This window comes from Steroidobacter sp., assembly GCF_036406195.1.
GTDB lineage: Bacteria > Pseudomonadota > Gammaproteobacteria > Steroidobacterales > Steroidobacteraceae > Steroidobacter.
The window spans coordinates 416,425-439,078 of sequence record NZ_DASWVW010000061.1; the positions used below are offsets into that span (position 1 = coordinate 416,425).

General features: G+C 63.3%; 18 protein-coding genes. 14 read left to right on the forward strand and 4 right to left on the reverse strand.

Annotation, left to right across the window (positions count from 1 at the left end; genetic code table 11):
* Nucleotides 1-61 precede the first annotated feature (61 nt).
* The 4 genes from VGE08_RS25440 (at nt 62) to VGE08_RS25455 (ending at nt 4,972) form a co-directional block, all read left to right on the forward strand.
* Entirely contained in the window at nt 62-2,644 is a 2,583-nt protein-coding gene (locus VGE08_RS25440) for an exo 1,3/1,4-beta-D-glucan glucohydrolase (protein WP_331070741.1), read from the forward strand.
* A gap of 70 nt (nt 2,645-2,714) precedes the next feature.
* Entirely contained in the window at nt 2,715-3,743 is a 1,029-nt protein-coding gene (locus VGE08_RS25445; protein ID WP_331070742.1) for a LacI family DNA-binding transcriptional regulator, read from the forward strand.
* Nucleotides 3,744-3,831: 88 nt separating this feature from the next.
* Nucleotides 3,832-4,086: a hypothetical protein gene (locus tag VGE08_RS25450; protein ID WP_331070743.1), complete on the forward strand. Its 255-nt coding sequence runs from the start codon at nt 3,832-3,834 to the stop codon at nt 4,084-4,086.
* 46 nt (nt 4,087-4,132) lie between these two features.
* The gene (locus VGE08_RS25455; protein WP_331070744.1) at nt 4,133-4,972 is read left to right on the forward strand and encodes a hypothetical protein; all 840 of its coding nucleotides are present in this window, start codon (nt 4,133-4,135) and stop codon (nt 4,970-4,972) included.
* A 31-nt stretch (nt 4,973-5,003) separates the two neighbouring features.
* Here VGE08_RS25455 and fusA read toward each other — a convergent pair whose 3' ends face one another.
* Nucleotides 5,004-7,091, reverse strand: a complete 2,088-nt coding sequence (fusA, locus tag VGE08_RS25460) for an elongation factor G (RefSeq protein WP_331070745.1) — start codon at nt 7,089-7,091, stop codon at nt 5,004-5,006.
* Nucleotides 7,092-7,260: 169 nt separating this feature from the next.
* Between fusA and VGE08_RS25465 the strand changes: the two genes are divergently transcribed.
* From VGE08_RS25465 to VGE08_RS25475, 3 genes are read left to right on the forward strand one after another with little or no spacing between them, the layout of a single operon-like run.
* Nucleotides 7,261-8,607, forward strand: coding sequence for a response regulator (locus VGE08_RS25465; protein ID WP_331070746.1), 1,347 nt, complete (start codon nt 7,261-7,263; stop codon nt 8,605-8,607).
* Nucleotides 8,608-8,648: 41 nt separating this feature from the next.
* Entirely contained in the window at nt 8,649-9,707 is a 1,059-nt protein-coding gene (locus VGE08_RS25470) for a saccharopine dehydrogenase family protein (RefSeq protein ID WP_331070747.1), read from the forward strand.
* A gap of 18 nt (nt 9,708-9,725) precedes the next feature.
* Complete coding sequence (locus VGE08_RS25475) at nt 9,726-10,766, forward strand: YheT family hydrolase (RefSeq protein WP_331070748.1); 1,041 nt, start codon at nt 9,726-9,728, stop codon at nt 10,764-10,766.
* A gap of 27 nt (nt 10,767-10,793) precedes the next feature.
* On the opposite strand, the gene VGE08_RS25480 is transcribed toward VGE08_RS25475, so the two are convergent.
* Nucleotides 10,794-11,564 (reverse strand): glycerophosphodiester phosphodiesterase family protein, encoded by a 771-nt coding sequence (locus tag VGE08_RS25480; RefSeq protein ID WP_331070749.1) that lies wholly within the window; start codon nt 11,562-11,564, stop codon nt 10,794-10,796.
* Between the two features lie 374 nt (nt 11,565-11,938).
* On the opposite strand from VGE08_RS25480, the gene VGE08_RS25485 reads away from it, so the two are divergent.
* Nucleotides 11,939-13,957 carry a PQQ-dependent sugar dehydrogenase gene (locus VGE08_RS25485; RefSeq protein WP_331070750.1) on the forward strand — a complete coding sequence of 673 codons (2,019 nt, stop codon included), beginning with the start codon at nt 11,939-11,941 and terminating at the stop codon, nt 13,955-13,957.
* Nucleotides 13,958-13,978: 21 nt separating this feature from the next.
* Here the strand turns inward: VGE08_RS25485 and VGE08_RS25490 are convergent, their stop codons facing one another.
* The gene (locus VGE08_RS25490; RefSeq protein WP_331070751.1) at nt 13,979-14,374 is read right to left on the reverse strand and encodes a polymer-forming cytoskeletal protein; all 396 of its coding nucleotides are present in this window, start codon (nt 14,372-14,374) and stop codon (nt 13,979-13,981) included.
* Between the two features lie 446 nt (nt 14,375-14,820).
* Here VGE08_RS25490 and VGE08_RS25495 point away from each other — a divergent pair, with 446 nt between their 5' ends.
* From VGE08_RS25495 to VGE08_RS25520, 6 genes are all read left to right on the forward strand, one after another.
* Nucleotides 14,821-16,212 carry a pitrilysin family protein gene (locus tag VGE08_RS25495; RefSeq protein ID WP_331070752.1) on the forward strand — a complete coding sequence of 464 codons (1,392 nt, stop codon included), beginning with the start codon at nt 14,821-14,823 and terminating at the stop codon, nt 16,210-16,212.
* A complete protein-coding gene (locus tag VGE08_RS25500) occupies nt 16,209-17,633 on the forward strand; it encodes a pitrilysin family protein (protein WP_331070753.1) in 1,425 nt (474 codons plus the stop codon). The genes VGE08_RS25495 and VGE08_RS25500 overlap by 4 nt, the downstream gene beginning before the upstream one ends.
* A gap of 172 nt (nt 17,634-17,805) precedes the next feature.
* Complete coding sequence (locus VGE08_RS25505) at nt 17,806-18,258, forward strand: hypothetical protein (RefSeq protein WP_331070754.1); 453 nt, start codon at nt 17,806-17,808, stop codon at nt 18,256-18,258.
* A 279-nt stretch (nt 18,259-18,537) separates the two neighbouring features.
* Nucleotides 18,538-19,536 carry a hypothetical protein gene (locus VGE08_RS25510; protein ID WP_331070755.1) on the forward strand — a complete coding sequence of 333 codons (999 nt, stop codon included), beginning with the start codon at nt 18,538-18,540 and terminating at the stop codon, nt 19,534-19,536.
* Between the two features lie 47 nt (nt 19,537-19,583).
* Complete coding sequence (locus VGE08_RS25515; protein WP_331070756.1) at nt 19,584-20,846, forward strand: MgtC/SapB family protein; 1,263 nt, start codon at nt 19,584-19,586, stop codon at nt 20,844-20,846.
* A 37-nt stretch (nt 20,847-20,883) separates the two neighbouring features.
* The gene (locus VGE08_RS25520) at nt 20,884-21,723 is read left to right on the forward strand and encodes an SDR family NAD(P)-dependent oxidoreductase (RefSeq protein WP_331070757.1); all 840 of its coding nucleotides are present in this window, start codon (nt 20,884-20,886) and stop codon (nt 21,721-21,723) included.
* 17 nt (nt 21,724-21,740) lie between these two features.
* Here the strand turns inward: VGE08_RS25520 and VGE08_RS25525 are convergent, their stop codons facing one another.
* Nucleotides 21,741-22,418, reverse strand: coding sequence for a M15 family metallopeptidase (locus VGE08_RS25525; protein ID WP_331070758.1), 678 nt, complete (start codon nt 22,416-22,418; stop codon nt 21,741-21,743).
* Nucleotides 22,419-22,654: the final 236 nt, after the last annotated feature.

Sequence of the window (22,654 nt, forward strand, 5' to 3'; positions counted from 1 at the left end):
CACGCCCGTGGAATTCTGTCCGGCGTCGGGCACGATGACAGCAAGGAACTGGGGGCAAACAATGATCGAGGCACGCGCGCACGCCGGCTATCGCGGCACCCTGGCAGTCACACTGATGACAATGGCATTGTCGGGGGCACTGTCGGGCTGCTCCAAGCGCGAAGAGACCACGGGCGAAACTCAGCCGAGCCGCATCACCACCGCTTCCAATGTGCATCCCGAAATCTGGCCGCAGGTTTCCTTGCCCGCATTGGATGACACCGCGATCGAACCGCGGCTGAACGCGCTGCTGAGCTCGCTCAGCGTCGAAGAAAAAGTGGGCCAGATCATCCAGGCCGACGTGGGCAGCGTCACCGCCGACGACGTGCGTCGCTATCGACTCGGATCGGTGCTGAACGGCGGCAACTCCGCGCCGGGCGGCGACGATCTCGCGCCCGCGAAAGTATGGCTGGCCGCGGCCGACGCCTTCTACGAAGCGTCGATGGACACGCGCGACGGCAAGCATGCGATTCCCATCATGTGGGGCGTGGACGCGGTTCATGGCCACAACAACATCATTGGCGCGACCTTGTTCCCCCACAACGTCGGCCTGGGCGCGACTCGCAATGCCGATCTGATGCGCAAGATCGGCGCGATCACCGCGACCGAGTTGCGCGTCACGGGTCAAGAATGGACCTTCGCTCCGACAATCGCCGTCGCGCAGGATGTGCGCTGGGGTCGCGCTTACGAATCGTATTCGGAGAATCCCACGCTGGTTCGCGAGTACGCGCATTCCATCGTGCTCGGTCTGCAAGGCGATCCGGGCAAAGCGGATTTCCTGCGCGGCAATCACGTGATCGCCACCGCCAAGCACTTTCTCGCCGATGGCGGCACGTTCGAAGGCCGCGATCAAGGCGATGCTCGCATTACCGAAGAACAACTGCGCGATGTCCATGCGCCGGGGTATGTCGCCGCGATCAGCGCCGGCGTGCAAGTGGTAATGGCGTCGTTCTCCAGCTGGCAAGGCAAGAAGATTCACGGCCATCGCGGCCTGCTCAGCGACGTGCTCAAGGACCGCATGGGCTTCGACGGCTTCATCGTCGGCGACTGGAACGCGCACGGCCAGGTCGAAGGCTGCAGCAATGTCAGCTGTCCCGCCGCCATCAACGCCGGCCTCGATATGTTCATGGCACCCGACAGCTGGAAGGAGCTTTACGAGAACACGCTGGCGCAAGTTCGCTCCGGCGAAATTCCCATGGCGCGCCTCGACGATGCCGTGCGCCGTATTCTTCGCGTGAAGCTGCGCGCCGGCTTGTTCGAAGCCGGCAAGCCTTCCAGCCGTCCGCCCGGCGGCAAGTTCGAGCTGCTGGGTTCGCCGGAACATCGCGCCGTGGCCAGACAGGCCGTGCGCGAGTCACTGGTGCTGTTGAAGAACGCGAACAAGCTGCTGCCGCTGAAGCCCGACATGAAAGTGCTGGTGGCCGGCGACGGCGCCGACAACCTGCCCAAGCAGAACGGCGGCTGGACGCTGACCTGGCAAGGCACCGGTATCGCCAACAAACATTTCCCCAAGAGCGAGTCGATCTTTGCCGGCATTCGCGCCGCAGTGAAAGCTGGCGGCGGCTCGGCGCAATTGAGCGTGGATGGCAAATACACGCGCAAGCCCGACGTGGCCATCGTGGTATTCGGCGAAGACCCATACGCCGAATTCCAGGGCGATATTGCCACGCTGGACTACAAATCCGGCAATGACACCGACCTCGAGTTGCTGAAGAAGCTGCGCGCGGAGCAGATCCCGGTGGTCGCCGTGTTCCTGTCGGGCCGGCCGCTGTGGGTCAACCCGGAACTGAATGCGTCCGATGCGTTTGTCGCCGCGTGGTTGCCGGGCTCGGAAGGCGGCGGTATCGCCGACGTGCTGTTCACCAAGCGTGACGGCTCGGTCAATTACGACTTCAAAGGCAAGCTGCCGTTTGCCTGGCCGCGCACGCCGCAACTGTTCAACAGCGAAGGCGCGCCGGAAGCTCCGCTGTTCGAGTATGGCTTCGGCCTGACCTATCAGGACACGGTCGATCTGCCGGTGCTTTCCGAGGAAGTGCCAGCTGTCCCGGCCGGACAGACCTCGACGCACAGCTATTTCGCGGCGGGACGGCCCACCAACGGCTGGCAGCTTGCCGTCGGCGCGGGTGACGGCGCACGTACCGCGCTGACCGCCAGCGTCGGCAATGCGCAAGGCGACGCGCTGAGGATCAGCGCCATCGATCACGCCGCCCAGGAAGATGCGCGGCTGGCGCAATGGTCAGGGCGGGGCCCGGCCACACTGGCGCTGCAAGGCGACAGCCCGATCGACCTGCAACGCGAGGCCAATGGCCAGCTTTCGGTGACGTTCGACTACCGTGTCGACGTGGCGCCGAGCGCCGCCGTCACACTTGGCATTGAATGCGGACCGGGTTGTCGGGGAGACTTGCCAATTGACGCGCAGCTCAGACAGGCGCCCACCGGAGAATGGCGCCAGCTGAAGATGCCCCTGCATTGTTTCCAGAGCCGGGGCGCCGACCTGCGCAATGTCACCGCACCGTTCCTGCTGACCACCGCTGGCAAGCTCGAGCTGGGCCTGGCCAATGTGCGCCTGGAATCGGGCCTGAACGACACGCCCGATTGCGGTTGACGGGATTTGTATCGATCTGCTTGCGACTGAATGGGGACTGATATGTCTGTTTTTTGTTCAAGTGTCTGCGATGACTAAGGCGCCGCCGCGCAGGGCCAAGATCCAGGACGTCGCCGAAGCGGCCGGCGTCGCTATCAAGACCGTTTCGCGGGTATTGAACAACGAGCCCAACGTGCGCGAGGAGACTCGGCAGCGCGTGCTCGCCATCGTCAAGCAGCTGAACTATCACCCGAGCCTGTCGGCGCGCAGCCTGGCGGGCCGGCGCTCGTTCCTGATCGGGCTGATCTACGAGAATCCCAGCGCCAACTACATCGTCGACGTTCAGCACGGCGCGATGGCCCGTTGTCGCGAAGACCGCTTCCAGCTGCTGATGCATCAGGTCACCGGGCGCGGCGAAGAAATGGAACGCGACGTGCTCGGCCTGGTGGACCAGACGCATCTGGACGGCTTGATCGTGACAGCACCGTTGAGCGAGTCGGCCGAGCTGATCCATGCGCTGGACCGGCGCGGCCTGCCCTTCGTGCGGGTTGCACCGAACGACATGGTCCATCACACGCCCTATGTCGACATGGACGACGCTGGCGCGGCCCGTGAAATGACCGAATATCTGATCGGGCTCGGCCACCGGCGCATCGGCTTCATCATCGGCCATCCGGATCACTTCGCCAGCGGTCAGCGGCTGCAAGGCTACCGGGCGGCGCTGGCCGCGCACGGCATCGAATATCAGGATCGTTACGTGCGCCAGGGTTACTTCGTGTTCGAATCCGGCATGGACGCGGCCAAGGAACTGCTGTCGCAGCCAGAACCGCCCACCGCGATCTTCGCCAGCAACGACGATATGGCCGCCGGTGTGTTGATGGCCGCGCACGAGCTGGGCATCAACGTTCCTGAACGTTTGTCGGTGGCGGGATTCGACGACACCTACATCGCGAAAACGGTGTGGCCACGGCTCACTACGGTTCATCAACCAACCTACGATCTCGCGTACACGGCCACCAACCTGCTCCTGCAAATGCTACAAACAGGAACGGCTCCACAATCGATGCGGTTGGGGTATCGTCTGGTGTGCCGCGCTTCGACGGCTGTGGTTCATGAATGATGGATGTTCCGGTCTGCAGCGTTCCTGATCAGGACCGACGCGAAGGCACGCGATAACACCAACCGCCGAGTCACGCTGGCGCAAGGCCATGTTCGGCGCACTCCGAGAACGCTTCACCGCACGCGAGTCGCCCGCAGCCATCGAGGAGCGTATTCTCGCGCTGCTGCGCAAGCCGGAAACTCAGTGGACCGATGCCTGTCGGAGCAAGGCCACGAAGAATCGCGAGCAGTCGCTGGCGGTGCTGTCGACCATCGATGCAGCGCTGACGCCGGCACAACGCAACCATCTGCAGCGCGAGCTCACCAAGCTGTCGCAGCAGCTGGAAGCGATGACACGCAGCTGACCGAAATCATGGAATCATCGACCGGATCAATACATCGGGGGTCCCCATGCGCCGTGCCCTGTTGCTGGCCATCTCCATTTCCACGCTGAGCATCGCTGGTTGCAACAAAGCTCCACCAGAACAATCGCTCGCCGAGCAGACGCCGGCAGCAGCGACGCCCGCCGCCGTAACTTCGGAGCTGACCGCGGTAGAGAAGACCGCAATTCATGACGCCATCGGCAACATCGAGCGCCTGCCCGGCGACATGGACGAGGATTCGTGGCGCAAGCCGAGCGAAGTGCTGCTGTTCCTCGGCGTGAAGCCCGGCATGAAAGTGGTCGATTACTTTTCCGCCGGCGGCTACTACACCGAGCTGCTATCGAGAGTCGTCGGCAGCGACGGCCAGGTCATCGCGTACAACAATCCCGAGTACTTCAAGTTCTCCGGCGAGAAGCCCCAGCAGCGCTATGGCAACGATCGCCTGCCGAACGTGCTGCAGGTAACCACCACGCCCGAAGAGGCGCCGTTCGAGCCGAACAGCCTCGACGCCGCGTTGTTCGTCATGTCGTATCATGACCTGCATTGGAAGGCGAAGGATGGTTCGTTCCCGAACATCGATCCGGCGCAGGCCCTGGCCAAACTGGCTGCCGCGTTGAAGCCCGGTGCCACCGTGGTGGTGCTGGATCACGCCGCCGTGGCAGGTGCCGATCCCGCCGTGAGCGTCGATGCGCTCCATCGCATCGATCCCGAAGTCATCAAGCGCGACTTCGCAGCCGCGGGGCTGCAGCTCGATGCGGAAAGCAAGGCGTTCGCGAATGCCGAGGACGATCACAGCAAGCCGGTGTTCGATCCGGCGGTCCGGCACAAGACGGACCAGGTGATGTTCCGGTTCAAGAAGCCGGCCTGAGCAACGGTCGCGCGCCGCCGAGACTGGATGTTCAGCTCTCGGCGCGTTTGAATGCCTGCGCCAGCTCTTGTTGTTTACGCGGCGGCACCGGATCGTAATGACTGAAATCCATGGTGTACGCGCCTTCTCCGCCGGTCAGCGATTTGATGCGTGATTGATAGTCGCTGATCTCCGCCAAAGGCACCAGCGCACTGATTCGCGTGCGCTGGTTCGCCAGCGATTGACTGCCACTGACTCGGCCGCGCCGAGTGGCGAGATCGCCGGTGATGTCGCCAGTCGCCGCGCTCGGCGATGTGACTTCGATCCGCACCAAGGGCTCGAGCACGATGGGCGCGGCTTCCTCGACAGCGTTGAGAAACGCGCGCCGGCCGGCGGCGATGAATGCAACTTCTTTCGAGTCCACCGGATGATGTTTGCCGTCGTGAACGATGACGCGAATGTCTTGTAGCGGGAAGCCGGCGACGGCACCTTCGGCCAACGCCTGCCGCACACCTTTTTCCACCGCGGGAATGTATTGAGAAGGAATGACACCGCCGACCACGGCGTCGACGAACTCGAAACCCTCGCCGCGCGGCAGCGGCTCGACACGCAAATGCACTTCGCCAAACTGCCCCGCGCCGCCGGTTTGTTTCTTGTGACGATGATGACCTTCCGCCGGCCGCGTGATGGTTTCCCGATATGGAATGCTCGGCGCCTTGCACTTGCAGCCCACGCCATAGCGCTCCTTCATGCGATCCAGCAGCACGCGCAGGTGCAGATCGCCCATGCCGTACAACACGGTTTCGTTGAGACCGGCCTGATGCTCGATGCGCACGCCCGGATCTTCGGCAACCAGTTTGTGCAGGGCGTCCGAGAGCTTTTGTTCCTCGCCGCGCCGCTCGGGCTCGATGGCGATGCCTGCCATGGCCGGCGGCAGCGTGATGGACTTCAGGTGATAGTGATCTTCGTCATGCGAGTCGTGCAGTACCGCGTCGAAATGCATCTCTTCGACTTTGGGTACCGCACAGATGTCGCCGGGAATGGCCTGCGGAATTTCGTAGTGGTCCTTGCCCTGAATGCGATACAGATGCGCCACCTTGAACGGCTTGCGCGCATCGCCGATGAACAGCTGCTGGCCGGAGCGGATCGTGCCTTGATGAACACGGAAGATGCCCAGCCGCCCGACGAATGGATCGATGTTCACTTTGAACACGTGCGCGATGACGTGCTTGTTCGGATCGGGGTCCACCTTGACGCGCTCGGCCTGCGGCCCTTCGCCGCGTAGAAAAGGCGGCGGATTGCCTTCCATCGGATTGGGCATCAGGCGCGCGAAGATCCGGATCAGCTCTTTGACGCCGACGCCGGTCTCCGCGGAGGTGAAGCACACCGGGATCAGGTGCCCCTCCCGGAGTGCGCGCTCGAAAGGGTCGTGCAACTGCTCCGGCGACAGCTCCTCGCCCTGTTCCAGATACACGGCCATCAAGTCCTCGTCGAGCTCGACCACCTGGTCGATGATCTCGGTGTGCGCGGTCTCCACCGAGGAGAAATCGGGTCGCTGAACGGCGTCAGGGCCGGGATCGAAAAAGCAATCGGCCACCGCGGTGCCGCCCTGGGCGGGCAGATTCAGCGGCAGGCATTCGCGGCCGAACAGCTCGCGCACCTGCGCCAGTACCGCCTCGGGCTGCGCATCCCGGGCATCGATCTTGTTGATGATGACCAGCCGGCACAGCTCGCGGTCGCGCGCGAAATCCATCATCCGCTGCGTCATGGGCTCGACCCCGGCGACCGCGCTGACCACGACCGCGGCGGTCTCGACCGCCTCCAGGGCGGTGAGCGAGCGGCCGGCGAAATCCGGGTAGCCCGGCGTGTCGAACAGATGGACGTGACAGTTCGCCGCCGGGAAGTGCACCAGCGCCGCGTCCAGGGAGTGGCGCAGCTGCTTTTCCTGCGGATCGAAGTCACAAACAGTGGTACCGCGCTCCAGGCTGCCGCGGCTGCGGATGACGCCGGCCTCGTGCAGCAGGGCCTCGGTCAGCAGGGTCTTGCCCGAGCCGGCCTGGCCCACCAGCGCGATGTTGCGAATGTCCGAAGTGGAACGAGCGCCTGAGGTCGCTCCCGAGGTTGCCCCTGACGGTGCCATTGGCGATCACCTCCACGACCACCGTGGCGTGGCCGTCTTACGTCGCTGAATGGAGATCCATGCCCAGCATACTCCTCAACCAGCCATTAAGAAGCGGTCAACCTATTGGAGCTGCCGCTGCCTACGCTTAACCTACACACCTTGAACTAACTACCCACTTCGCTTCCCCATGAGCAAGCGCGCCCTCATCGTCGACGACTCGCGTTCCGCGCGCGTCATATTGAGCCGCATGCTGGAAGGCTACGGCTTGGAAGTGGACTCCTCCGAATCGGCGGAAGCGGCGCTGGAGTTCCTGCGCCAGGCGCGCCCGGACGTGATCTTCATGGATCACCTGATGCCCGGCATGGATGGCTTCCAGGCCATTCAGGCCATCAAGGGCAACCCGGACACCGCGACCATTCCGGTGGTGATGTACACCTCGCAGGAAGGCGAGCTCTATGTGAGCCAGGCGCGCGCGCTGGGTGCGGTAGGTGTGTTGCCCAAGACGGTAAAGCACGCCGACGTGTCCAGGGTGCTGTATCAGCTGCGGTTGTTGCCGGAGCGGCGTGAATCGCGCCCGGTCGTGTCGAACGCGCAGAACGAAAGTGCCACGGCGACGGTGCAGATCGAAGCGGTCCGGCCCTCCACCGGAGAGGTCGAAACCGCGATTCGCAACGCGATCGCGCCGCTGCTCAAGGAGCACAGCTCGGAGCTGCGGCGCTTCGTGCTGGCCAGCCTCGAAGCCTTCGCCCGTCGCATCCAGACCGAAGCCAAACCGGTAACGGCGCCCGCGCCTCCGGTGGCGGCCGCGCCGGATCAACCACCGCAGCACCTCGAAACGCAGACGGTCGTGGTGCGGCAAAGCCGCTGGCCATTGGCGGCGGCGATCGGCGCCATCGCGCTCATCCCCACGTTGGTGCTGGCGCTGTTCTACACCAAGGAGCTGGAGACGAGCAAAGCGCTGCGCGGCGCGGTCACCACCCTGCAAGCGACCATCGATGGGCAGCAGGCACAGCTCACCGCGTTGCAGGCCAGCCTGAAGCCGACCTCCGTTGCCGCCCCGATGCCGGCGAAGGCCGAAAACATCGTCGCCGAGGGGGTTCCCTACGGCGAAGCGCCCCTTTCCGGTGCGCGTCTGGAACGATTGCGCGAGCTGCTGGGGCAGCTGCGTTCGAGTGGCTTCCGCGGCAAGGTGAAGGTCGCGACCTTCGTCGGCGAGTTCTGTCTCACCGGCAACGGCATCGAAGGCTATTCCATGGCCACCGATGAGCTGCCCGTAAAGCGCTGCGATCTGGTCGGCAACCCGTTCGAGGACAGCCTGCCGACGGCGCAGCGCCAGTCCCTGGCATTCGCCAACCTGCTCTCCTCGCTGCGCCAGGACGATGGCTTGACCGTCGAAGTGACTCACGAAGGCCGCCGCCCCAGCGTGCCCTATCCAACTGCGGATCAACTCGCACGCGTCACCGCGGGCGAATGGAATCGCATCGCTGCTCAAAACAACCGGGTTGAGTTCGCTACCCAGCCAGCGGGTTCATGAGCTTGCGCTTTCGCCACGGACGTCGCTGCTAAAAGGTTCCAATGTCGCCCCCCTGGTTGCTCTATGGTGCCAACGGATACACGGGCGAGCTGATCGCGCGTGAAGCGGTCGCGCGCGGCATGCGCCCGGTGCTGGCTGGCCGCTCCAAACAACAAATCGCCAAGCTCGCGGCCGAGCTCGACTGTCCGAGCGCGGTGTTCGATCTGGAGGATCACACCGCACTGGTCTCGACGCTCACGCAGGTGGCGGCCGTTCTGCACTGTGCAGGACCGTTTTCTCAGACCGCGGCTTCGATGATGCAGGGCTGCCTCGCGACCCACGTTCATTATCTCGACATCACCGGCGAGATCGACGTATTCGAGCTGGCCGCTAGAGTGCACGCCAAGGCAGAGCGCTCCGGCATCGTGCTCTGCCCCGGCGTCGGTTTCGACGTCGTGCCGACAGATTGTGTCGCAGCTCGATTGAAGCAAGCGCTGCCCGATGCGACCCATCTCGCGCTGGGCTTCGATAGCCGCGCGGGATTGAGCAGGGGCACTGCCAAGACTGCGATCGAAGCGGCGGCCAAAGGCTCGTGTGTACGCATTGACGGCAAACTCGTGACCGAGCGCCTCGGCTCGCGCACGCGCCGCATCGACTTCGGCGCCGGCGAGAAACTTGCCGTCAGCATTCCCTGGGGTGATGTCAGTACTGCGTACTACAGCACCGGTATCAAGAACATCGAGGTGTACACCGCCACCTCACAGCGATCCGTCGATAACATGCGGCGCGCGAACTTGTTTCGCCCGCTGCTGCGGCAACGCTGGATCCGGGAACTGGTGAAACTCAGCGCGCAGCAGCGCATCACACCGCCCGACAGAACCCAGCGCGATAACAATCCCACTCACGTGTGGGGCGAAGCGCGCAACGCCGCGGGAGAAGTGAAAACCGCCAGACTGCGCACCGCCAACGGTTATACGTTGACCGTGCACTCATCGCTGGGAATTCTCGATCACGTACTGAACCGCGCTTGCAACCCCGGCTTCACGACCCCAAGCTTGTTGGTAAGTGCCGATTTCGTCAGTACCCTGCCAGGCTCGTCCCCGATCCGCATCGACCCCTGACCGATCGCCAACCGATTCATGACCGATTCCGCTGCCTTGGATTCCGCCGACACGTCGCTGGTTGCCCGCTTCGCTCCTTCCAGCTGGCTCGCGAATGCGCACTTCCAATCGATCGTGCCCAGCCTGAGCCTGCGACGGCCGCTGGTAGCGAGCCGCGCCAGACAAATGTTGGCAGTCGCCGACACACAGATCGTCGACTGCGGTGACGGCGTGCGCCTGCTCGGGCACTACTCCAGCCAGGCAGCCGCCGGCAGACCGCCGGGCCGCGACCTGGCCATTCTGCTGCACGGTTGGGAAGGCAGTGCCGACTCGGTGTACGTGCTGTCGCTGGGCAGCCATCTGTTCAGCCTCGGCTGCGACGTGTTTCGTCTCAACTTCCGCGATCACGGCCCGAGCCATCACCTCAACGAAGACATCTTTCATTCCTGCCGGCTCGATGAAGTCATCGGCGCGGTGCGCAGCATCCAAGGTTCCTTGCCCAGCAAGCGCGTCACCGTCGCGGGCTTCTCGCTGGGCGGCAACTTCGCGTTGCGCGTCGCCGCGAAAGCGCCCAAAGCCGGCATCGAGCTGCAGCGCGCCGTCGCCGTGTGTCCGGTGCTGAGACCTCACAGCACGATGGAAGTGCTCGAGAGCGGCTGGTTCATCTACCAGCAATATTTCATCAACAAGTGGAAACGCTCGCTGCGCCGGAAACAGCAGTGCTTTCCCAAGCGATATGACTTCACCAAGATCCTGGCGCAGACCAGCATCCGCAGCATGACCGAGCTGCTGGTGCGCAACTACAGCGAGTTCGCCGACCTCGACGCGTATTTGAACGGCTACGCCATCACCGGTGACGCGCTCGCGGACCTCACGGTGCCGAGCCACATTCTCACGTCGCTGGACGACCCCATCATTCCCGCCCACGACCTGCAACATCTCGCGCCTTCGCCCTATCTGCAGGTGACCACCATTCCCCAGGGCGGCCACTGCGGTTTCATGGACAGCTTCAACGGCGCCAGCTGGGCCGATCGTCAGATTGCGAACATCATGTTCAGGCAGCCGTCTGCTGCCGGGTAGCGCGACCGACTTCAATCGCGGCGCAGCTCACGCGCGCTCCGCCCCAGCCTTGAGCTCGCGAAGCAATTTGCGAAACGAGGTGGTCGCAACCAGCTTTGCACCACGCGCCGCAAGCTGAGCTGCCGTTTCGCGAGAGCTGACATTTTGAATCACCCATCGCCACGGCCCACGCCACAGCTGCGCATTGGTCGGCGTCAACAGCTCGTGATCGCACAATAGATAATCGGGAACCAGCGCCTCGCTCTTGAGCGCCGACAAGTTGGAATATTCCGACAGTATCCAGCCGATGCGACAAGACGAAACCTGCCGCACGTGATGAACCGCAGTGAGATCGCGCGATACCAACACGCACTGGCGCACGATCGGCTTCAGTACCTCGCAGACTTTTCTCACGACTACATCCGTACCAAACACCCGCAGACTCGCGCGTTTGATCTCGATGAATGCCGTGACCGACGGATGCGTTCCCATCAGCATCGCCGCCTGCGCCAGAGTGGGCACGCCGATATCGTTGAACTGCCGCTGAAACCGATCGGGTTCGGTGACCGAAATTTCGGCCAATTGGTGCCAGGCCATTTCCAGCGCACTGCGATCGAGGCCCGCCATGCGCTTCAGGTTGGAATCGTTCAGCAACACCGGCTGGCGATCCGCCGTCAGCTGAACGTCGAACGCGACATGACGCGCGCCCAGCTCCAGCGCGGAGCGCAACGCCGGCAATGTATTTTCCGGATACTCGCCCGAATTGCCGCGTTGAGCGATCAAGTCGGGCAAGGGCGGCGACAGTCTGCTGGCACTCATCCGGGGTGCGCGACTCGAGATGGCGTTGGCGCTATCTTAACCACAGAGTGGGGCGCGCCGACATCGCGGATCCTCATTGACCCGTCAAGCGTACCATCGCTACGGCTTCCAACCGGGTACTCACGCCGGGCGCCAAGGGACAGACTCTCGTGTCGCATTCACATCGACCTCCATGTTCACAACGGCTCACGGCGATGGCCGCGGCACTGCTGTTGCTCGCCGGCCTCCAAGGCTGTGATAGCGGCGCACCCGTGTCACGCAATGACGGCGGGAGCACGCCCGCGCCGCCGAATCCCGATTCCGGTCTGGATGCACGCCCGGACAATGCTACCTGTACGGCATGGCCGCGCCCGAGTGCAGGCAGTGATATTTCTTTGAGTCGATTCACCAACCTGACGTTCGACTCGCCGCTGGCCCTGCTGCAGGCGCCCGGCGACAGTGCTCGCTGGTTCGTCGTTCAGCAAGACGGTGCTGTGCAGCAATTCACCGGCACGAATCCGGCGAGCGCCAGTCTTTTCATAGACATCACCTCGCGTGTGCGTTCCGGCGGGGAAATGGGATTGCTGGGCATGGCATTCCATCCCAACTTCCCAACGGATAGTCGCGTCTTCTTGTCGTACACAACCGGCAACTCGCCGCTGGTCTCGCGCATTTCCTCTTTCCGCAGCAACGATGGCGGTGCAACGCTCGATCCCACCAGCGAAACGATTCTGATGACCATCGACCAGCCGGAGACCAACCACAACGGCGGACACATCGCATTCGGTCCGGATGGCTATTTATATATCGGCATGGGCGACGGCGGTGGCGGCGGAGATGCGCACGGTGATCGCGGTAACGGTCAACGACTCACTACCCTGCTCGGCAAGCTGCTGCGCATCGATGTCGATGGCGCCGCGCCGTATACAATTCCACCGTCGAATCCATTCGTGGCAAATGCAGTGTGCCCGCCCGCCGGACGCAGCAGCGGCGAGTGCCCGGAGATCTACGCCTACGGTTTCCGCAATCCATGGCGCTGGAACTTCGATCGCAGCAATGGCGATCTATGGCTCGCCGACGTCGGACAGGGCGATTGGGAGGAAGTGAATCAGGTCACGATCGGCGGCAACTACGGCTGGCGCTGCCGCGAGGGCGCGCATGATTACAACGCTGGCACGCCGGGCTGCAGCACGGCCACGCTGACCGATCCTGTCACCGAATACAACCACTCGCTCGGCAACTCGATCACCGGCGGCTATGTGTATCGCGGCTCGCAAAGCACCGCGCTGCTGGGCCGATATTTGTTCGGCGATTTCGGCTCGGGCCGCATTTGGGCCTGGATCGCCGAGAACGGCGCGGCGAATCGCGAGCCGACTCAACTGCTCGACACGGAGCTGAACATCGCCTCGTTCGGCCAAGGCAACGATGGCGAGCTGTACGTGCTGAACTACGGCGGTACGTTGCATCGGATCAACTTCGAAGCCAGCGGCGTCGTCAACACCGCGCCGCGGCTGTTGAGCGACACCGGCTGCGTCAGCAGCAGCGATCCGAAGCAGCCCGCCGCCGGGTTCATTCCCTACGCCATCAACGCGCCGTTCTGGTCCGATGGCGCCGACAAGGACCGCTGGATGGCATTGCCCAACGGGCAGAACATTACCGTGCAAGCCAGCGGCGACTGGAATTTTCCAAACGGCACGGTGCTAATGAAGAATTTTCGCATCGGCACGCGCTTGATCGAAACAAGATTGTTCATGCGCCACCCCGACGGCGTCTGGGGCGGATTCAGTTACGAGTGGAATGCGGAGCAGACGCAAGCGACGCTGCTCGAAGGTGGCGCCATGCGCGACCTGGGCGAAGGCCGCACCTGGATCTTCCCGAGCGAAGGTCAATGCCTCGAATGTCATACTGAAGCCGCGGGCCGCGCGCTGGGGCTGGAGACGGCGCAGCTCAATCGAACCTTCGCGTATCCGCAGACCAATCGTACGGCGAACGAACTGACGACACTCAATCACATTGGCATGCTGACGCCGGCGATCGCCGACGCAGCGGCTCAGCCCGCGCTACCAGATCCGGCCGGTAGCGCACCGATCGCCGATCGCGCCCGTGCCTACCTCCACACCAACTGCGCGCAGTGTCACCGGCCAGGCGGCCCGACACCGAGCAACATGGATCTGCGCTACCCGACCAGCTTGATGGGCACCAATGCGTGCGACGTGTTGCCGGCGTCCGGCGATCTGGGGCTCGGTGCGAACGCGCGGCTGATCGCCCCGGGCGATTCCGCCAATTCGTTGCTCGTGTATCGAATGAACCGTCGCGATGCGTCCGGGATGCCGCCGCTCGGGTCGACTACGGTCGACGCGACGGGCGTGTCGTTGCTCGCGCAGTGGATCGACGGCCTGGCGGCATGCCAGTAGACACGCAGGTTTAGTGGTCGGCTAGGTGTTGCGCTTCTCTTCGAAGTGCATCACCGGGCTGCCGCTGGTCACCGCCATGTCGCCGTCGATGATGGCGCCCTTGGCGACCGCGATGGTGCGTGCCCGGAGCGAACCTTTGATGCGCGCGCTCGCCCGCAGCTCCAGCTTCTCCGCCACGGAAACGGAACCCTGGATTTCACCGGCGATCACGGCGTTGCCGGCGCGAATCTCGCCCTGCCAACGGCCGCCGTCGGATAACGTCAGTGCACCACGCACGTCACCATCGCCGATGACGGTACCGCTGACCATCAGATCGCTATCGCATTCCAGGTCGCCGGTGAATCTGGAGCCAGTGCCGATCAAAGTCGGGCTGCTGGACACCCGGTCGGCAAGGCGGCGGCGAGGCGTATCGGCCATGAGCATCTCCATCGAAGCGACGCGCGGATTATTCACCCTCGCCCGCGCAAGCACTAGGTTATGGAATGCGAGCGTGAAGTCGGGGACTTGCTACAGTCTGTGACGCAAGTCACCAAGGGCGGTCCGAAGCTGACACTTCGTGTCAGGCCGCCGCTGCCCCAAGCGCGCCACGAATCGTCGGCAAAATCTTCAAGTCGCTGATTGGCTGACATTATTCGCACACTCTCGAAGGCATGAAAGCGTTCCGGGCGCTGGCACAGCCATTGCACTATAGAGCTGGCATTTATGCGCTGAACCTCCAAGCAAGCTCGGCAATCGGGCCCTTGAGTTCGTAACTGGCGCCGCCCGCGTTCTTCCCCGCGTGCGGCGCTTTTTTTTGCGCACTCGGCGCGCCACCGTGCGAAGCCCGGGCTCGCTATCATCCAGGCATCCTCGCAGGAGCGTTCATGACACCTCGATTCCGGATGTCCCGCACCCTGGTCCAAGCGGCCGGGCGGATGCTGCTGTTCAGCCTGGCGTTGCTCGCGCCCGCCGCCTTCGCCCAGGTGCCCGGCGCCGATCAGATTCGCACGCTCACGCTGGCCAACGGCATGCAGATCGTCGTCTGGCCGGATCGCGACATCCCCAACGTCGCGCTCTACAACTGGGTACGCGTCGGCAGCCGCAACGAAGTGCCCGGCATCACCGGGCTTGCGCACTTCTTCGAACACATGATGTTCAACGGCACCAGCAAGCGGGCGCCAGGCGAATTCGATCAGGTGCTCGAAGCCAACGGCGCGCGCAACAACGCCTTCACCACCGAAGACGTGACGGTGTATCAGAACTGGTTCCCCCGCTCCGCGCTGGAAACGGTACTGGAGCTGGAAGCGGATCGCCTGCAGAACCTCGCTTTCGATCCCAAGGTCGTTGAAAGCGAGCGCGGCGTGGTTCATTCGGAGCGGCGCCTGCGCGTCGACGACAGCCATCAGGGCCGCCTGCAGGAACAGGTGCAAGCCACCGCATTCCTCGCGCATCCGTATGGCATTCCGACCATCGGCTGGCCTTCGGACATCCTGTCGTGGAGCATCGACGATCTGAAGACCTTCTTCTCGACCTATTACGCGCCCAACAACTGCACCATGATCCTGGTCGGAGATGTCGAGCCCGACGCGGTGTTTGCGCTGGCCCGCAAACACCTCGAGCCCATTCCCAAACACGAACCTCCCAGGCCGGTGAGAACGGTCGAGCCCGAACAGCTGGGTGAACGACGCGTGATCATCAACGCCGAAGCGCAAACTCCGCTTCTGCAGTTCGCTTATCACGGCATCGCTGGATCGGATTCGCGCCTGGCGGCGTTGGAATTGCTAACGCGCGTGCTCACGGATGGCGATGCGTCGCGATTGCATCGTGCGCTGGTTGAAGAACAAAAGCTCGCAATCTCCGCGGACAGCTATGTGAGTGCCGGCTTCGATCCCGGGCTGGTGTGGTTCTTCCTTTCGTTGCCCGCCGATGGCGATGCGAAGCAGGCCGAGGAAGCGTTCACCGCGCAGATCGAGCGCATCATCAAGGAAGGCATCAGCAAAGAAGAATTGGCGCGCGCACGCAGCCAGGCACTCGCGGATTTCTGGCGTGGCCTCGCCACGATCAACGGCAAAGCAGAAGCGCTCGGCACCTTCGCGGTACTGCAGGGAGGCTATGAGAAGCTGTTTGATGCACCACGCGCCTATGAAGCAGTAACTCGAGCTGACATACAAAAAGTGGCTGGCGAATTGCTGCGCCAAACGAATCGCACGGTCGGCGTCTTGACCTCCCCTGCTTCGTCAGGCGAGTTGCAGACCAAGACGGGAGATGCGCAATGAGCTCGTTGCGTCGGTTCCTTCTGGTGACTGCCAGCCTCTGCTCGATGTTGGCGCTGCCGGCGTTCGCTTCGAGCGCGGTCAAGACTCCGAACTTCGAGAAGGTGAAGCTCGCGAACGGCACGACGCTGCTGCTGATGGAACGTCACGACGTTCCTTTGATCGCATTCACCGCCATCATTCGCGGCGGCGCCCTGACCGATCCCGAGGATCGACTGGGCACCGCCAATCTGCTCGCGGGCCTGCTGGAAAAAGGCGCCGGCGCGCGTGATGCGAATGCCTTTGCCGAGACTGTCGCCTCGGTCGGCGGCAGCATCTCGGCGGGCGCCAGCACCGAGAGCATCTCGGTGTCGGGTTCGTTTCTGGCACGCGACCAGAAACTGATGGTGGAACTGCTTGCCGACGTGTTGCAGAGGCCGCGTCTGGAGCAGTCGCAGTTTCAGGCACTGCGTGGCCGTTACATCGAGTTCATTCGCGCGGCCAAGGACTCGAACCGCTCGTCGCTGACCTCGATCTATGGTGCAGCCAGCCTGTTTGGCGCGCACCCCTACGGCAGGCCCGTCGGCGGCAGCGAGGCGAGCCTGGCCGCGATCGAACATGCGGACGTGCAGCGCTACTACCAGGACCATGTGGGCGCCGACCGCGTCATCATCGCCGTCGCGGGTGACTTCAAGACCGCGCAACTGAAATCACTTTTGTCACGTGCGTTCGCGAACTGGCGCAAAGCGGGCCAGCCGCTGCCGAGCGTGCCACAGCCCACCCGCATCGCCAGCCGACGCGTGCTGCTGATCGACGCGCCCGATGCCGTGCAATCCTATTTCTGGGCGGGCAACGTGAGCGTCGCCAAGAACGATCCACGCCGCGCGCCACTCGACATCGTCAATACATTGTTCGGCGGCCGATTCACTTCCATGCTGAATACCGAGCTGCGCATCAAGAGCGGCTTGAGCTATGGCGCCAGCTCGGGCTTCGATCGCATGGCCGAAGGCGGCAGCTGGGAGTTGCGTTCGTTCACGCGCACCGAAAAAACCATCGAAGCCATCGACCTGGCCTTTGCCACCCTCGACCGGCTGCATGACGGCGCCATCGACGAGACCCAGCTGCAGTCCGCCAGGAGCTATGTCCTGGGCCAATATCCGCTCGGTCTGGAAACAGCGTCGCAGTGGGCATCTCAGTTGGCCACGCTCGAGTTCTACGGCCTGGATCGCAGCTATATCGACGACTACGGCACGGCGCTAGCGGCCGTGCAGCTCGACGCTGCCAAAGACGCCGTCGCCGCGGTGATTCCGCCCAGCGAGCGACTGATGCTGGTGGTGATCGGCAAGGCCGAGGCCATTCGCGACGGCTTGCGCAAGTACGGGCCGCTCACGGAAATGAAGCTGTCGGATCCACAGTTTCACCCCGCACCCGGCGTTAACCCATAATTTCGACAGCTCGGCTGCGGCGGGTGCCAGACAACGGCAGAGAACGGGAGGCGGCCGGCGCCTGTCAGCACTGTTTCTATATACAGGTTCAGATGGTAGGGTATCATCTGCCTCACTCCCCCACTCCCCTTCAGACACAAGCACGGAAGGTCGCTACGGAAACAGCGCGCGTATGAGCGAATGGCCGGATACAACGATTCGAACTGAACTGCTGCAGTACATCCGCAGCCACGTGATGCAGCCCGCGAAATGGCGCTTCACGCAGCTCGAAGTGGTGCACGATGCGTTGTCGCGCGTGATCCAGCTGGGTACAGACGAGTTGTGCGTGGTCAGTTGTTTCATCGACGGCCAGCGCTGGTACGTGATGACCACGGCGCGTGTCTTCGGTATCTACCGCGGTACGCGGTTCGAGTTCTCTCCCTTGCAGATCCGCAAGTGCACCTGGGGCGATTTCAAACGGGAGGGCCGGCTGCAGATCGAGGTCGCCGAGATCCAGTTGATCGGCGGGGACCAGATCACGCTTGCCTACGAAGCCGGCTTCGCCGCCATCGCACCGATCTACTACGAGCGCTTCTGGCACACGCGCTTCACATCTCTGGAGCGCCCCGCGCCGGAGGGCGGCTGAACGCCGCCCGCGCCGATTGCGCATAAGCAGGCGGTGCATGAGTTTCGCGCCTCCCCGTCAGTGTGAAGCTCGTCACATAGATAAAAGTTAATGCGCCGGTGACATCCGGCTCGGGCCGGCAGCCGCAGCAAAAAAACTCCGCCGAATCCACTGCAAATACCCCTTCTTGCGGCAGCCGTGACGCCAGACGCTGACAATTTTTCCGACATGGACAAACGCCGAAAGGCGACTAGACTCGCGGCATCGTTTGCAATGTCCCGCAACGAGTTTCCCGCATAAATGCAGTATCGGCGCAGCGATTTCGACGTCACCAACACCGTGCAGGTGAGCTCACCCGACGCGGTGCGCCGCGCCGTGGTGGATCTGTATCGGCAGAGCTGGCCGCACTACCCGCTGGACCGGGTGGATACCGCGTTCCGGGATTTCGAGCGGCTGTTCAACGGACAGTTTCCCGGCTACTACGGCTGCGACACGGTCTATCACGACCTGCAGCATTCGCTGGACGGTACGCTCGCGGTGGCCCGGCTGATCGTCAGTTATGACCGCACCCACTTGGCGGATGAGCGCCTCGGACCGGAGCGCGCCATCCTCGGCGTGGTTACCGCGCTGTTTCACGACGCTGGATACATTCGTCAGACCGACGACCAGACTCACCGCAACGGCGCCGAGTTCACACTCAGCCACGTCAGCCGCAGTGCTCAGTTCATCGGCCGCTACCTGCCCACCATCGGCATGGCCGAGTGGGTGCCGGTGGCCACCAAGATCGTGCACTTCACCGGTTACGAAGTGCAGTTCGACCAGATCCGTCTGGACGATCCGCGCGACCGCAAGCTCGGTCATCTGATCGGCACCGGCGACCTGATCGCGCAGATGTCCGATCGCTGCTACCTGGAGAAGTGCCGCGACCGGCTCTATCCGGAGTTCGTGCTGGGCGGCATCGCCATGCCCAGCGACGCCAGCGGCAAGACCCAGGTGAAATACAGCTCCGGCCTGGATGTGCTGCGGCAGACGCCGGGCTTCATCGAGGACGTGCGCCGCTCGCGCCTGGATGGAGAATTCGGCAGCGCGTACAGCTATCTCGAAGCGCTGTTCAACGGCCGCAACCCGTACATGGAGACCATCGAGGCCAACCTCAGTTATCTGAGCGAAGTGCTGCGCACCGGGCGTTGGCCCATGCTCCGCCGCGACCCGCCCTGCTTTACGTGGGAGCGCAACCCGGTGCAGAACATCCGTTCGCTGGTGATCGGCCACCTCAAGCAGGTGTGGAAGAGCGGCTGAGCCGCCGTTCGATCCCCTCCATCGCGCATGCCCGTTAACATTGCGGGATGACCATCAGCCCCGCAGACTCCAACTGGTTGAACATCGGCGTCGCGCTTGCCGTGGGCCTGCTCATCGGCATCGAGCGCGAACGCAGTATCGGCGATAAATCGCATGCCGCGATCGCCGGGCTGCGCACCTTTACCCTGATCTCGCTGGCCGGCGCGGTCGGTCTTTGGATCGGCGGCATCTATGTATTCATTGCGACCGGCGTCATCGTGGGCATCCTGATCGCGGTCGGGTACCTGCGCACGCATGCGACCGACCCTGGAATGACGACCGAGATCGCGATGGTCGTCACGTTGCTGTTGGGAGGATTGGCGGTGCGCGAGCCGCAGCTCGCTGCCGCGCTGGCGGTGATCGTCGCCATGTTGCTCGCCTTCCGCAGCACGGTGCACAACTGGGTCAAGAACGTACTGACGGATCAGGAGGCTCGCGACGGATTGCTGCTGGCGGCCGCGGCACTCGTAATTCTGCCGCTCGCTCCTGCCGAGCCGATTGATCCCTGGGGCGTCGTCCAGCCACGCAAGCTGTGGATGCTCGCGGTGCTGATCATGGCGATCAACGCGCTTGGTTACGTCGCCTTGCGCGCGCTCGGCCCGAGGACGGGATTGGCAGTGGCGGGCTTGCTGTCTGGCTTCGTGTCGAGCACCGCCACGATCGGCGCCATGGGAGCGCGTACCAAGGGTCGGCCCGAGTTGCACAAGAGCGCCGTTGCCGGTGCCGCAGCGTCATCGGTGGCGACCGTGCTGCAGCTGGCAATTCTCATCGGCTTGGTGAGCGTGCCTACATTGATCATGCTGCTGCCTTCGTTGATGGCATCCGGTGTGGCCGCGGTGCTGTATGCAGGCATATTCGCGCTACGCAGCTTTCGTGATGCGTCATCGCAAAACGCCGGCCCCAAGGGCCGGCCATTCGAACCCAGGACCGCGATCATCTTCGTGCTGGTGGTCGGCATCACCTTGCTGATCTCGGCAGTGCTCACGCAGTGGCTGGGCGACCGGGGCTTGCTCCTCGCTGCCGGCGTCGCAGGTTTTACCGATGCCCATGCGGCGGCGATTTCGGCAGCATCGCTCGCCGCGAGCGGTCAAACTGATACGCAGTTGGCGGCGCTGGCGGTGCTGGTGGGCTTTACCACCAACTCCGTGAGCAAGACGGTCGTGGCATTTTCCTTGGGCGACCGACGTTTTGCCTACGAGCTCACACCGGGGCTGATTCTCATGGCGACAGCTGCGTGGGGTGCGTGGTGGGTTCGCGCTTTCCTTGTTTAAGGAAGACATACTCCGCGTCGCTTGGAGAGCAGAGAAGGTGACCACACGCACGATGAGCTCACGGTTTGCACGGCTGAATGCCCGGTTTCCGCACAAGCGCGCTTTCATCACGGGCGCGGGCAGCGGGCTGGGCCTCGAAATCGCCAGAGCGCTGGCCAGCGACGGCTGGACGCTCGGGCTGTTCGACCGCAATCTCGAACGGCTCACGCAGGTGGAAGCCACGTTGTCCGAGGCCGGAGTGCAGCTGGTCGCTTATCCCGGTGATGTCACACAAGCAGACGAGCTCACCGTCGCGGTGAATTCCTTCGCCGCCAGTCACGGCGGACTGGACGTGATGATCAACAACGCCGGCGTGGCCGGTGCCGGCTCGATGATGGAAGTCTCGCTCGAAGACTGGCGCTGGATTCTCGACATCAATGTGATGGGCGTGGTGCACGGCTCGCGCGCCGCGATTCCGCATCTACAGCGCAACGGCACCGGATTGCTGATCAACGTCGCGAGCGCCGCTGCTTTCGCTTCGGCGCCCGGCATGATCTCGTACAACGCGAGCAAGGCCGCGGTGCTGTCGATCAGCGAAACGCTGGTCAACGAACTGCGCCCCGGCGGCACGCAGGTCTCGGTGGTGATGCCGACATTCTTCCGTTCTTCGTTGTTGGAAACATTGCGCGGCCCCGACCATGCGCGCCAGATCGCACAGCAGGCAATGCACCGATCGGAGTATGAAGCGCCGCGGCTCGCACAGGATCTGCTGACAGAATCCGCCGACGGCCGAACCTACATCGTGCTACCCAAGGCCGCACGCAAGATGTGGCGAATGAAACGCTGGATGCCGCTGCGGTTTCTCGATCAGGTACGGCGCTTCACGCAGCGGCAGTAGCGTCTGGATCTCTGCAGTTACGCCGGCGAGTCCACTGCCAACAGGAAACGCGTGTAGATCTCGGGCAAGCGCGCCAGCACATGCGCCTTGCCTTCAATGTTGCTGGCTTCCAGCACCCGCCGCAGCGTCGACAAGCTGAGTGATTCCAGCGCCGGCAGCGAAATCGGCGCATAGCTCAGGTGCCAGGGCTCGGGACATACACCGCCTCGATCGCTGCGATACGGACGATAGAACCCGTACAGTCGCATGTTCGCGTCGAGCCATTGCGACAGCCGCGCGAACATTCCATCGGGCGCGTATTCGCCGGGCACCAGCTCGACCGTATAGCCGGGCGGCACCGCCGCTGCGTCGATCACATCCACGTCGCTGCCCCAGTGATGGCGGCTGCCGCCGGGAATCGCCGACCAGCACAGGATCGCGTCGACCGCGGCCGAATCGGACAGCTGCGCGCGCTCCAGCAGCGCACCGTGGCGATCACGGATGGGCCGTTCGCCCAGCCACTTGCGATTCCAGATGGCGACTTGCGTCTGGAAGTCGCGAAAGCTCGAGCACGGCGTGAGATCGATACCCTCGGCCCGCGCGGCATCCCTCATCGCCAGGAAAGAGGCCACCGCCTCGTAGTGAAGCGCGCAGCGCGGTTCGTTCAATTCCACGACATGAGTGCGCGCCTGGCCGGTGAGCTCGAGCTCGTTCATTACGATCCGCATCCTCGAAATATTGTTTCAGTGGCTGGAAAACACGGCGAATGCCGCGGTTCTTGACATTGTAGTCGTTCGGTATGTCAAGAAAACCGACAAGTAACCCAAGGTGTGTTACCGCCACGGAAAACCCGAGTATCATGCGGAACGAAGCGGTAGTGCCAGAGCACCGAACGGCCGATCGGCACGGTGAGTACGCATACGTTACGGTTGGATGGCACTTGAAGATGCCA